The sequence below is a fragment of the Mycobacterium sp. RTGN4 genome (assembly GCF_033804635.1).
Taxonomy (GTDB): Bacteria; Actinomycetota; Actinomycetes; order Mycobacteriales; family Mycobacteriaceae; genus Mycobacterium.
The window spans coordinates 46,144-59,150 of the sequence record NZ_JAPZLB010000022.1 but is presented as its reverse complement, the minus strand read 5'-3'; the positions used below and the strand labels follow the sequence as shown (position 1 = coordinate 59,150).

Here is a 13,007-nt window from a genome sequence, read left to right as displayed (position 1 = left end):
CGGCTGCCTACGACACCGCACCCACTACGACGAACACAAAGCCTGGGCGCACCGTCAACACAACCACGGCGCCCAGGCCGCTTGACACTTACGAACCTGGGATGTCTAGCTGGACCCGCATCGTGCACCACCGCGTGGACAGCGCCGAGCACCATCTCCTGAACGTGACGTCGTTCGGCCACTCGATGGGTTCGATCACGTCGATGACAGTGCGGTTGACGATCCAATGCGGGTGGGCTTCGGCCTCGCCCGCGTCGACGAGGTTCTCGGCGCCCACCTCCTGGATGTAGCGGGCCACCCCGTCCAGGCGCAGGTGCATGTGTTCGTCGATGTCGCTGGTCGTCACCGGCCAGGAGGTGCGGTAGACGTACCCGGTGTCCGGAAGGGCACTCAGGGGCTGGTCGGCGTCAGGATTGGGCATCGGGTCCTGTGTACCCGACCGCCTGGGTGCTCGGTTTCACGACCCCGACTTGTCCGCTACTCGGAGCTACGTCAATCGCCGATGCGCTTGTACGCGATGTAGACGTCGGTATTGACCGCGCACGAACCGGTCTGTTCCTGGTGACCCCGACCGGTCAGTGACTGGATCGGATCCTGCGGCGGCTGGGGCAGCGGATACTCCGCCGTCCATTTCACTTGTGACAGATCGCCTCCGAACGGACACTTGCCGTTGCCGACGAGGTTCGAGGTCCACTTCCCGCCTTCGAATACCAAGGGAACGAACCCCGAAAGGGGCGAATGGAATCGGCTCATGCATCGCTCGCCGGTGCGTAGACAGTCGGTCTTGACCGCATAGTCCGCCTGAGTCTGCGGTTGCCCGTTCGCGTAGGTGGTCGTCTCGAGATACCGGCCGTGCAGCGCTTCGGCAGGCGATGACACCCGTGGCGGCACGCTCGCCGGATCGGGGAGGCTGGCGACGTCGACGTCTCCGGCCCGGTTGAACGCGACCTGGCCCTTTCCCGAGCAGGTACCGCTGGTCACTGCGGTGTAGTCGCCGCTGAGGTTGCCGTCGGAATCCGGGTGCAGCGTGAACACGATCCAGACTTCGGCGGGCACCTTGTCGCACAATTCCGAACCGAGCGCCACGGCCACCCAGCTGCCGTCGATTTCGTCGAATATCAGGCTCGACACCGGCGGGCCCCCACCGCTCACGCGCGACGCGGTCGCCACGCACCGCTCGGAGTTGCAGTCCGAGCGCAACCCCCACGTGGCCGTCTCCCGTCCCGCACCGGCGATCGGTCCGCCGTCGACGTTGGTGGCCGCGCCGAAGTCGGCCCGATAGATACCGGCTTTGAGTGCCGTGGCGGCAGCCGCTCCTGCGCTAGTGGCGGTCGAATCGTGGCGCCGCGAGAGTTCCCGGACCGCGAAAACCCCTCCGGCGACCAGCAGCACGATCGCCACCACGGCCCCGACCAAGACACCGGTTCGTCGCCCCGGCCCGGTCGTCGGCGGCGCACCGACAGGCGGTGGCGCGGCGGCCGGCCAGTGTTGGGTCTGCGCGGGGTCGGGACTCGCGTCGAGGGCGGTGCCCACCACCGGACCCGTCGGCCCGGTGATGGCACTACGGGCCGCGGCCGCCATCTCCACGGTGGTCGGGTAACGCTCGGCGGGTTGTTTGGCCAGCCCGGTGGCGATCACCCGGTCCATCGCGGAGGGGACGGTGGCGTGCTCCTCGGACGGTCGGGGCGGCGGGGTGACCATGTGGCCCACCGCGACCTGTTCCAGCGTGTCCCCTGGGAACGGCGGTTCTCCGGTCAGGCATTCGTAGAGCACGCACGCCAACGCGTAGACGTCGGAGCTGGGTTCGGTATCCCCGGTCCGGAACCGCTCCGGGGCCATGTAGGCCCACGTGCCGATGGTGGTGTTTGCCGACGTCAGCGCCGTCTCCCCGGAGGTGCGAGCGATGCCGAAGTCGATCAGATACGCAAAGTCGTTGTGCGCCAACAGAATATTTGACGGCTTGACGTCGCGGTGTACGAGCCCGGCCTGATGCGCGCTGTGCAAGGCTGACGCGATCTGCTCGATGACGGACACCGCGCGCCCGGCGTCCAAGGGGCCGCTGGCCAACAGCGTTTGGAGGTCGACGCCGTCGATCAGTCGCATGGTCACGTACAGCCGACCGTCGAGTTCCCCCACGTCGTAGATCGGCACCACGTGGGGATCGTCGAGGCGGGCGGCGGCGTGGGCTTCGCGGCGGAATCGCTTCTCGAAATCGGGGTCTTGGGCATAGTGCGGCAGCAGAAGCTTCAACGCCACCACTCGATCGATGGCGGTGTCATGGGCGCGCCAGACTTCGCCCATGCCGCCGCGGCCCAGCAATTCGATCAGCTGGTAGCGCCCGAAAGGCGTCCCCTCCACCAGGTTTCCCTTCAGCATCCGGTCAGGCTGTAGGCAGCAACCGTAACTCAGGCGCGACGAGCCAACGAGCTATTCGCTCACTGACCTGACGTCACTACGGGTGCGTAAATCTGCACACCTGATGACTTGCCCTTGAGCACGAGCCCTTGACGCGCGACGAACTCGCCGTGATCGCCGCGCAGCAACGCCAACGTCTCACCCGTGAGCAGAACCAAGTCACCGGTCTGACGGGTCGCGGATTCGACGCGCGCGGCGACGTTGACGGCATCGCCGATTACCGAGAACTCGAAACGTCCCGCGCCACCGACATTGCCCGCCACCACGGTTCCGGAGTTGAGCCCGACCCCGACTGATAGTGCGGAGCCGAATTCGTCGCGCACGGCGTCGGAGAGTTCCAGGGCGGCCATGAGCGCCCGGTCGGCGTGGTCGAGGTGGCGTCGCGGTGCGCCGAAGACCGCGAAAAGCCCGTCTCCTGCGTACTTGTCGACGTGGCCGCCGTGCCGATGAACCAGTGGGACGATGCGTTCGAATAGCCGGTTGAGCGTGGCCACGACCTCGATCGGGGGAAGCCGCTCCGCGAAAGAGGTGAAGCTGCGGACGTCGACGAACATCAACGTGACTTCGACCTCGTCGCCCTGCAATGCGGCGCCCTGAAGGATGTGTTCGGCCACGTCACGGTCGACGTAGGTCCCGAAGACTTCTCGAATACGTTCGCGCTCAGCCAATCCCGCCGACATGGTGTTGAACCCGACCTGCAAGCGCCCGACCTCGCTGGCGTCGTCGACGACGACGCGCGCTGCGAAGTCGCCGGCCTGCACCCGCGCCAGCGCGCGGTGCAGCGCGCCGATTCGCTCTGCGACCGACCGCGCCGCAACGACGATCGTGAACAACCCGACCACGAGTGCCACCGCGACGAGGCCGAGGATGGCGGCGAACGTTCGGTGCGGCTCGAATCCGACGTCTGCGAGGTACCCGGCCGCCAGCGTGATGACTCCGAGCAGTGGCACCCCGGTCGCCAGCGTCCACGCCATCGCCAGTCGAAGCTGAATGCTTGGCCCGAACCGATCTTCGGCCGGCCCGCCGTCGAGCGCGCGGGCCGAGACGGGTCGCATGATCCGCTCGGCGATCAGGTACCACACCGCAGTCGTGGTGATGCCGCCCAACACCACAGCGCTGAAGATGTACAGCGCCGCGGCCACCGATACCGTCGCCCCCAACGCGGCGAAGAAGGTGGCCCCGACACCCCACGTCAGGGCGGACACGCGAACCGCTTCGCCCGGTGCGCCCAGCGTCATTCGACGCTCGCAGTCCGTGGGGGTTCGGCGTTCGCGGAGCCACGTGGTGCTGGTGGCAAAGCGGTTCCTGCGAACGCGAAATAGCACCGGCACGACCACGATCGCGAACACGGTCAGTGCCGTCCCGCCTCGCCACAGGAGTCGATTCGTCGCGGCCGGACTGAGCAGAATCGGCGCCGCGAACGACAGGAAGAGGAAGACGATTGCGCCCCCGGAGGCGCTCACGAAGACTGCTCCCCAGACCCACCGCCTGAACGTCGCGTACCGCAGCGGATCAACTTCCGCCTCAATGGAAGCGCGCTCCACCGAGCCCCGTCGGGGCAGCGAAGTGCCGATGAACGCGACAGCCATGCCGGTGAGCTTGGTCGGGATCCGGGCCGCCGCCTCGCGTAGTCCGCTACTTGACTCTGTTCGCCGCTGAGGCACAAATTTGCTGGGGGAACGACGACGCGGCCGGAGCGTTGTTCGCCGCGGCCGTGTTTGGGCTAAGGCGGCGGCGGGTTTGCCTGCGGAGCCGCTGGCACTGGGGGAGCAGGCTCGGGTGACGGGGGCACGGCTGGCGCAGGTGTCGGTGGTGGAGGCTCGGTTGATGGGGGCGAAGGTGGTGGCGGCACGGGTGGCTCGGCCGGCGCCTGCGATGTCGTCACGGGAGCAGGCTCGGGTGCTTGGGGACTTTCCGGCGGGACAACTTCCAGCGGTGTAGGCGTGGGTTCGACACTGGTAGGCGGCGAATTCTGCGTCGGCGCCACGGTCGGCGCCAGCGTCGAGGGCGCTGCCACCTCGGCCTGCTCGGCCGGGGTCGGGACCAGGGTTGGGGTGTCGACGATCGCGGGCGGGATGGGGTCGGTGTTCACGGCCGACGTCGGCGGCGGCGGGTCGTCGCGGTGCGTGACCTCTGTCGGTACCGGATCCGTCGCCTCCACCGGGGTGACCTCGGGCTTGGACTGGGCGGACAATGCCCTGAACCCGATCAATCCGACGCAGATGGTCGCCAAGGCGGTCGCCGCGAGTGCCATGGCGTGGCGCGTGCGCCAACTCAGCGCGCGCCCGCTGTCATCCGAGTCACGCGCCAGCGCCTCGCGCGCGATTTCGTGCGCGGCAGTCACGGCCGCGTTGCCCGACTGGCCGTTGGCGAGGCCCGATGGCAACGCAATGTTGCCTGCACGTCTATTCGCTAACGAACGGCCGCTCGATCTAGGGGCAAACGCGCGTGCGTTGCGCACACCCGCGTTGGTCAGCGCTTCGACAACTCTGGCGGCCGTGCGCGCGGCCGCGGGCTCCGTCGCTGCGACAGCAACTTGCGAAAGTGGGCGTTTGTGGGCGTCGAGCACGGCGCTGATCCGCTTGACCTCGGCCAACACCTGCAGGCGCACGTCGGCAGGTGGCGTCGTGGTCGAAAAATCTGAGTCCAAGAGGACTTCATCCAACGTGACGGTTTCGGCCTCGCGCTGCCCGATGAGCACCAGCGCGACATGGCGAGTGGCGACGGCGACTCCGAGGGTCGTTGCCACTGCCTACCCTTCGTCGGCGCACCACACAAGACCAGCTAATGCAAAGTTAGTTAACAGTGGATGATTTGCCATGTCTAGTTCTCCAGTGATGGCCGCGGGACTGGGCCCGGTCATGCAGGCTGTTTCAAGGGAACCTTGGGCAGACGTTTGTGCAGGCGGGCGCTTTTGCGCATCTGAATGATGAGATTGGTCGAGGTGAACATGGGGATCACCCCGAGGAAGGTGCGTTCAGAGGCTCCGTGGCCGTGCAGGTATTCCAGGCTGCCGAAGATGTAGAAGATCCCCATCGTCATGAAGGCGGCGGGAACGGCGTAGGCCATCGGGGACCTGCGGATGTCGATGATCCGGGCGGCGAGATTCACTTCGTCGTCGGTCATGGGTTCGTCCTTGCGCAGCTTGCGGAGCGCCTTTTGGAAGCCATTGATGTCGTCGCTGCCCGGGATGGTCCGCAGCGCCAGCAGTCGTCTGGTGTAGATGAACGCCAAGGTGGCGAACACAACTTCGAACCCGAGCGCGACGAACATCAGAAGCCCCCACAGACCAAGGCCGGTGGTGTGGGTGCTCAAATTCATTGCGTCACTCCTGGTTTGACTCCGAAGTCCGACGGTTCCTTCATCGGGCGAGAGCGCACCAGCGTGGGCCACCAGAACCACGGCCCGAGAAGCCTGATGAGGGACGGCACGATGAACGAGCGCACGATCAGGGTGTCCAGGAGCAGGCCAATGCAGACGGTGGAACCCACCTGGGCGATGGTCTTCAGGTCGCTGGAGAGCATCGCGAGCATGGTGAAGGCGAACACCAGACCGGCCGAGGTCACCACGCCGCCGGTGCTGCCGAGTGCGCGGATCAGGCCGGTGTGCAACCCCGTGGTTTGCCGCGCTCCGCCGATCTCCTCCTTGACCCTGGCGATCAGCAGCAGGTTGTAGTCGGATCCGACCGCCACCAGGATCACGAAGGTGATCGGCAACACCAGCCAGTGCAGGTGCAACCCAATCAGGTGTTGCCACACCAGGATCGACAGACCGAACGCGCCTGCGAAGGAGAACGCCACCGTGCCGGGAATGACGATGGCGGCCATCAGAGAACGGGTCAGGACCAGCATGATCAAGAAGATCAGCACGAAGGCGGCGATGGCCACGATCGTCAGATCCGAGGCGGCGTATTCGTGGATGTCCTTGTTTTGGGACGCCGCGCCACCGACGTAGATCCGCGACCCGGCCAACGAGGTCTCCTTGAGGGCCGCCTTCACCGCGTCGGGGAACTGGTTGACGTGGTCGATGCCCTCGGGGGCCATGGCGTTGCCCTCGTGGGTGATGACGAATCGCGCGGCCTTGCCGTCTGGTGACATCATCAGCCGCATATCCGTCTTGACGTCCTCGTTGTCGAATCCCTCTCTTGGCATGTAGAAGTAGTCGTCGCTGCGCGACTTGTCGAAGTCGTTGCCCACGTTGATCTGATCGAAGAAGGTCTGATCGGTCTGGGTGGCCTGCAGGTGCGAGGGACCGTAGGAGTTGACGATGACGGCCTGCAACGCCTGGGTCTCGTCGCGCGTGACCTTTAGCTGGGCGACCATCTGGGGCATCAGCGCGTCGACGGCCTGGAAGTCGGTGACGGCGTTGTGGATCTGCTCGTCGAGGGCGTCGATGCCGTCGAGCCCATCGAAAAGCGATTTGAAGGCGAAGCACACGGGAATGTCGAAACAGTGTGGCTCCCAATAGAAATAGCTCTTGAGCGGCCGCATGAAGTCGTCGAGGTTGGCGATGTCGGAGTTGACCTCATCGGTGACCGCCTGCAAATTCTCCAGGGTGAGCACCGTGGTGTGCAGATCGTCGGCCAACTGTTGGGTCAGATCGATCGTCTTGCCAAGGGTGGCAACCGTTTCGGCTTGAATCTGGGCTTGTTGATCGGTGTTGTCGTTGAGGTGCTGGTTGAACGGCAACTGCTGACCGGCGGCACCGCCCTGGACGGTGAAGAGGTAGGGCACGTTGGCGTGGTCCAGGGGTCGGCCCAGGGGCCTGGTGACGCTCTGCACCATCGCGACGCCTGGCAGGCGAACCAGTTCCTTGGCCACGCGGTCCAGGGAAATGAAGTCCGCCGAGTTGCGCATGTCGTGGTCGGACTCGACCATCATCATCTCGGTGAACAACTTGCTTGGCGGGAAGTGCCGGTCCGAAGCTTCGAAGCCTTGGTTGGCCGCTCCGGTCTGGGGCTGATACGCCCGATCGTCGTAACTCACTTGGTAGCTCGGCACGAAGATCGCCCCGATCAACACAACCGAGGCGCTGGCGGCAAGGATGGGCACCGGCCAGCGCACCACGCTGGCCCCGATGCGCCGATACAGCTGCCCTCGGGCCACCTTCTTGGGATCGAACAGCCCGAACAGGCTCCCCAACGTCAGTAGCGCCGGGGCCAGCGTCAACGCCGCCGCGATGGTGAACAGCATGCTGATGGCCACCGCTGGACCCATGGTGTGGAAGTAATCCAAGCGGGCGAACGTCAAACAGAAGCACGCCCCGGCGATCGTCAGCCCCGAGCCGATGATGATGGGTGAGACGCCGCGGTACGCGGTGTAGTACGCCTCTTCCCGAGTTTCGCCCAACTGTCGCGCCTCGTGGTAGCGGCCCATCAGGAAGATGCCGTAGTCAGTGCCTGCGCCCAGGGTCAGCGAGACGACGATGTTCACGGCGAACGACGACATCGGGATGAAGCCGTAATGCCCCAGCGTCGACACCACGCCCTTGGCGATGAGGATTTCGAACAGCACGCTGTACATGGGCACGGCCACGTTGGTGAGCGAGCGGTACACCAGTAGCAGCATCACGAATATCAAGATGATCGTGACGATGGTGATGTTGTTCAGGCTGTTGTTGGCGATCGACAGCGTGTCCGAGGCCATCGGCGCCGAACCACTGACGTAGACCCTCAAGCCTTGCGGCGGGGGATCTTTGGCGATGATTCCCCGCACCGCGTCCACCGACGCATTGGCTTGGATCTGGCCGACGTTGCCCGCCAGTCGCAGCAGTACATAGGTCGCCTTGCCGTCGATGCTCTGCGCGCCGGCCGCCGTCACCGGGCTGCCCCACAGATCCATGGCGTATTGCACGTGCTGTTTATCGGCCTTCAGCCGGCTGACGAGGTCGTTGTAGTACTGATGGGCTTGATCATCGAGCGGATGGTCGGCTTCCAGCACCACCATCGTCAGGCTGGTGGAGTTGGACTCCTGGAACTTGTCACCGATGTGCAGCAGCGCGTGTTGCGACGGCGCGTACGTCGGGACCTCTGGGCCGGCGAGTTCGGTGGCTACGTCCTCGACCTTCGGCACGAAGGTGTTGGTCGTGATCGCAAAGAGTGCCCAGAAGATGATGATGGGGATCGCCAGCAGGCGCACCATCCTGGGGAAGAATGGCCGCCCGGCCTGATGCGCGCTCACGCGGACTTCACTCGGCAGGTGACGTCCGCATCCTGCCGGGTGGCGGTCTGTTCGTCGCGGACAACGTCGTCGACCAGCATCCGGCAGCCGACCTGACCTCCGTGCACTTGTGCCGAGATGCTGCCCGACACCACGCTGAGGTTGGTCGTCTCGACGTGCGACCACGGCAGCTCGGTGAGATCGACCGTGTGCGGATAGCCGTCGATGTCGATGTAGGACAACATCCCGCCGCTGCCGGCGTCACCGAACAGCTCATAGGTCAGTCGTTTGGGAGTGAACTCCTCGGGCGCTTGCGGGAGTTCGACGGCCAGCACTGGACCCGGAGCAGACGACTGGTGGACCTTGTACATGCCCAACCCGCCAACGGCGAGTGCCACAACGATCACCAGAGGTAGCCAGGTTCGTTCCAGGATCCTCCTGGTGGCTGAACGTTGGCTCACTCGATCACCTTTCGGAACCCGGGGCAACGCGAAGCATTCCCACCCCCGCCAAGCAAGATTTATATCCCATGCAGGATGGATAGTTCAACCGCAGGAGTCGTGTACACAGCATTCTGACAGGAAGGACCTGTGGCACTTGACATTGTGATCGGAGTTCGGGAATTGGTTGGCACCCAAAAGCGTTACAGGGCCTCCATTGCATCATCTAAGTGATATAAAGCCAGCATGGAACAACCAGTCGTCGACGGCGTCGACGCCATCGCCAAGATGATCGAGCTCGGGACCGACACCATGTGGCGACACCTGATCGACCGCGACGACCTCAGCGCAAGCGCGGCGTTGGTGCTGAACCGGGTGTACCGCGAAGGGCCGATGCGCCTGACGGCCCTTGCCTCGGCCGAGGGTGCCAGCCAATCGGGAATGACGCAGTTGGTTCAACGCATGGAACGTCAAGGGCTGCTGGAGCGATGGAGCGATCCCGACGACGGCCGAGCGTCGTTGGTCGCGCTGGGCGAAGCGGGCCGGCGCAACTATGAAGCGCGGGCCGACATCCGCAGGCAGCGCATCTCTGACTTGTTGCCCGCCGTGTCGCACGACGATCAGGTGGCGTTGTGGCTGGCCGCGCAGGTGGTCGTGCGAGTACTCGGCCAGATGCGGGCGGCCGCCGGATTGCAAGCTCGAGTGGGCTGACAACCCGTTTCGCCGTGGTGATAGGCCTCAGGTGCCACAATATTGACGTGAGCGACGGTGGGGTGAGCCCCCCGCGCGAACCCCGTCCTGACGCTGGTTCGTCGATCGATGACCTGCTGGATCAAGCAGTGGCAGCGATCAATCGCGGGGATCGGGTAACCGCCACCGCGCTCGCCGACCACGTACTTGCCGTGGACCACGGGAATACCGAAGCCGAGGATCTGCTTGCCGCGCCCGACGATCGTGGTGAGATTCGGCGCTTGACGATCTTGTATGTGGACTTGGTTGACTCCGCGTTGTTGTCCAGTCGCGCCACGCTCGACACCTACGGGAAGCTGGTGGCCCGCTACCGCGACGTAGTGCTGGAGATCGTGAACCGCTTTGACGGCCACATCGGCTCCCCTACGGGTGAGGGGCTCCTCGCGGTATTCGGTCACCCAAGAGCCCATGAAGACGATGTACGTCGGGCGGTGCTGTCGGGATTGGAAATCACCCGCGAGGTGGCCCGGCTCGGGGAGCAATTTCGGCATCGCTTCGGGATGGACATCGCCGCGCGGGCGGGGGTTCATCGCGGAGTCGTCTATCTGGACACCGCCCAAGACGATGTCTACGGCCTCGGTGCCAACCTCGCGGCGCGAGTGTCGGGTCTGGCCCCTCCTGGAACCGTCGTGATTTCCGACGCAGTAGCGCCGTTGATACGCAACACTTTTGAGTTGGTGCCGCGCGAACCGGCCGCCGTCAAGGGCGTCGCGGAGCTGATCGCCCATCATCGGGTGCTGGGTGAGCGAGCGCCACAAGCGAGAGCGCACACCGCCCTCGTAGGACGCGCCGCTGAGTTTGAGCGATTGCGAGACAGTTGGGCGCACGCTCAAGCCGGCGCCCTGGTGACTCCTGGGCTGGTACTGCGGGGCGAGCCGGGGATCGGCAAGTCCGCACTGGCGGCCGCCGCCGCCGACGTGGCCTCGGGTTCGGGGGCGGTGGTGCTGACGTTGATGGGGTCGGCATTGCACACCGGCGCCGGCCTGCATCCGATCCGCAGCCTGCTCGAACAGCGCTGCGGCATAACCAGACTGACGCCTCACACGGAGCGGCTGAGGCTTCTCGAAGCCGAGCTGATGGCGCGCGGACGCGATACCGCAATCGCTGTTCCGTTGTTGGCGCCGGTGCTGAGCATCGCGCCCGAACACGGGTATCAGCCCGCCGCCGCAGAGGGACGCAAGCTGTATCAAGTGATCGGACAAGCTGTGCAGGACTATCTCCTGGCTTGTCTTGGCGACAGCCCGGGCATGGTGGTGGTGGAGGATGCGCACTGGTTCGATCCGTCCACCATCGAAAGACTTGGCTCACTCCTGGCTGCTGCCGACGGCCGGCTGCTCATCCTGATGACGGGACGTCCCGGCCCGTGGCTGCCGGCGGAGTGGCCGGTGAACGTGATCGAGCTCAACCCATTGACGAAGGACGAGACCGACACTCTGATCTCAGCACTGGATCCCACTCTGTCTGCACATGCTCGGGCGGCGGTGGCCGAGCGCTGCGATGGGGTGCCGTTCTATGTCGAGCAGGTCGTCGGTGGGCTCACGGAGACGGGCGTGCCGGAGGGTTTGTACGAGCCGTTGCTTGCCCGGCTGCGGGCGAGTGCGAACGTGGTGCCTGTGGTCGAGGCGGCGGCGCTGATCGGCCGCCAGCTAGACCGGGATCTGCTTCGCGACGTGGTCGACCTCACCGACGATGTACTCGACGGCGTGCTCGCCGAACTCAATGACGCGCGGGTGCTCGAGCCGTGGGGCTCGAGCGGGTGGCGATTTCGTCATGAGCTGCTGCGCGAGGTCGCCACGGAGTTGGCGCCGCCGAGCGTGCGCCGCAGCCTCCACGGAAAGGTCGCCGACGCACTGGTGAACTACGCCGGTGGCGACCCCGACTGGCAGCTGGTCGCGACGCATTACGAGCAGGCCCAGAACAGCGGCGAGGCGGCCGTGGCCTATCAACGGGCATCGACGGATGCCCGACGGCGCGGCGCTCTCGCAGAAGCTCGCGGCTACCTGACTCACGCCCTCGTCCAGGTGGACGAACAGCCACCGGGGCGTGCTCGCGACCTGCGGGAGATGGCGGTGCGCATGGAGCGGGGATTTCTCGCGTCCGCCGCCGAGGGACCCACGAACCGCACCACGGTGGTTGATTTCGAGGAGTGCCTGCGGCTCGGGGGAACCGACGTGCGTGACGATGAAGTCGTCGGCACGCTGCTCGCACTGAGCGGATATTTCTTTGCCATCGGGGATCTGCCCCGGCTCTCACGGGTGCTGGCGTCATTACGCTCGGGCATCAACGCCGAGCGGGAGTACTTCCGACCCGTCATCGAGGCAAGTATCGGCATCGCGGCGTGGTTAAACGGCGAATTCGCAACCGCACGCGAGCAGATGTTGACGGCGACAAGGGAATTCGCCGCAGCGGGCCAGCACACCCTCGAAGCGCTCTGGTTTGCTCCGACCGACCCTATGACCATGGCCCATGGAATCCTGAGTCTCGACTGCGTTGCCCGCGGAGACTTCCGCGGCGCCGAAGCCCAGGTGGTGCAGGCCGCGCGCAGGGCGGACGAACTCAGTTTTCCGCAAGGTCCGTTCAGCCTGGCCTTCGCGCGCTTCTTCGAGATCTGGATACGTATCGAGGCGCGCCAGCTCGAGCCGGCCGCCACTCTCGCCGCCGAGCTCGTCGACCACGCCGACAGGCACAGCTTCGAAGTGTGGGCGCTATGGGGCACCGCTCAGCGAGCCATCATCGATGCCATGGACGCAATCTGCGGCGACGACGCAGACCTGCTGTCGGCCAGGGTGACACGAGCGGCCGGAGTCGTGAAGACTGTCCGCGAAGCCGGATTGACCGTATTCATCACGTTGTTCGATGGTGCGCTCGCGCAGCTATTGACCGCCACCGGTCGTCGCACAGAAGCTCGCGCCCAACTGGATACGGCACTCACGTTGGGCCGCAGCATCGAGATGTGTTTCTACGAAGCAGAACTGCTGCGCCTTCGCGCGCACACCCACACCGACGACGATGCCCGTCGTACGGATCTGGCCGCCGCCCTTGGCGTTGCCCGTCGCCAGGGTGCCCATCTGTACGAATTTCGCGCGGCACTAGATGATTTCGAACTACGCGGAGCACCCGCCCGAGCTGGGCTCGACGAAGTGGCCGGCCGGTTCGCCGCGGACAGCCCCCTGCCGGAATGGCAGCGTTATCTGTCAGGCCTGGCGCCAACCAAACCACATCTCGAATGATTGCCTGGGCTGGC

General features: G+C 65.3%; 8 protein-coding genes and 1 pseudogene. 2 read left to right on the top strand and 7 right to left on the bottom strand.

From position 1 onward, the window contains the following. Window positions 1–106 precede the first annotated feature (106 nt). From SLQ30_RS31145 to SLQ30_RS31115, 7 genes and pseudogenes are all read right to left on the bottom strand, one after another. Window positions 107–421, bottom strand: a pseudogene (locus tag SLQ30_RS31145) (acyl-ACP thioesterase domain-containing protein); the annotation flags it as partial. Between the two features lie 71 nt (window positions 422–492). Continuing rightward, the gene (locus tag SLQ30_RS31140; protein WP_319450968.1) at window positions 493–2,376 is read right to left on the bottom strand and encodes a serine/threonine-protein kinase; all 1,884 of its coding nucleotides are present in this window, start codon (window positions 2,374–2,376) and stop codon (window positions 493–495) included. A 59-nt stretch (window positions 2,377–2,435) separates the two neighbouring features. Beyond that, the gene (locus SLQ30_RS31135) at window positions 2,436–4,004 is read right to left on the bottom strand and encodes an adenylate/guanylate cyclase domain-containing protein (RefSeq protein ID WP_319450967.1); all 1,569 of its coding nucleotides are present in this window, start codon (window positions 4,002–4,004) and stop codon (window positions 2,436–2,438) included. Between the two features lie 134 nt (window positions 4,005–4,138). Further along, complete coding sequence (locus tag SLQ30_RS31130) at window positions 4,139–5,164, bottom strand: hypothetical protein (protein WP_319450966.1); 1,026 nt, start codon at window positions 5,162–5,164, stop codon at window positions 4,139–4,141. 110 nt (window positions 5,165–5,274) lie between these two features. Beyond that, window positions 5,275–5,736, bottom strand: a complete 462-nt coding sequence (locus SLQ30_RS31125) for a hypothetical protein (protein ID WP_319450965.1) — start codon at window positions 5,734–5,736, stop codon at window positions 5,275–5,277. Further along, on the bottom strand, window positions 5,733–8,555 hold the full coding sequence (locus SLQ30_RS31120) for an RND family transporter (RefSeq protein ID WP_319450969.1): 2,823 nt from the start codon (window positions 8,553–8,555) through the stop codon (window positions 5,733–5,735). The genes SLQ30_RS31125 and SLQ30_RS31120 overlap by 4 nt, the downstream gene beginning before the upstream one ends. A 35-nt stretch (window positions 8,556–8,590) precedes the next feature. Further along, window positions 8,591–9,034 carry an MmpS family transport accessory protein gene (locus SLQ30_RS31115; protein WP_319450964.1) on the bottom strand — a complete coding sequence of 148 codons (444 nt, stop codon included), beginning with the start codon at window positions 9,032–9,034 and terminating at the stop codon, window positions 8,591–8,593. A gap of 225 nt (window positions 9,035–9,259) precedes the next feature. On the opposite strand from SLQ30_RS31115, the gene SLQ30_RS31110 reads away from it, so the two are divergent. Both SLQ30_RS31110 and SLQ30_RS31105 read left to right on the top strand, forming a co-directional pair. After that, window positions 9,260–9,724 carry a MarR family winged helix-turn-helix transcriptional regulator gene (locus SLQ30_RS31110; RefSeq protein WP_319450963.1) on the top strand — a complete coding sequence of 155 codons (465 nt, stop codon included), beginning with the start codon at window positions 9,260–9,262 and terminating at the stop codon, window positions 9,722–9,724. A gap of 47 nt (window positions 9,725–9,771) precedes the next feature. Continuing rightward, window positions 9,772–12,993 carry an ATP-binding protein gene (locus SLQ30_RS31105; RefSeq protein ID WP_319450962.1) on the top strand — a complete coding sequence of 1,074 codons (3,222 nt, stop codon included), beginning with the start codon at window positions 9,772–9,774 and terminating at the stop codon, window positions 12,991–12,993. Window positions 12,994–13,007: the final 14 nt, after the last annotated feature.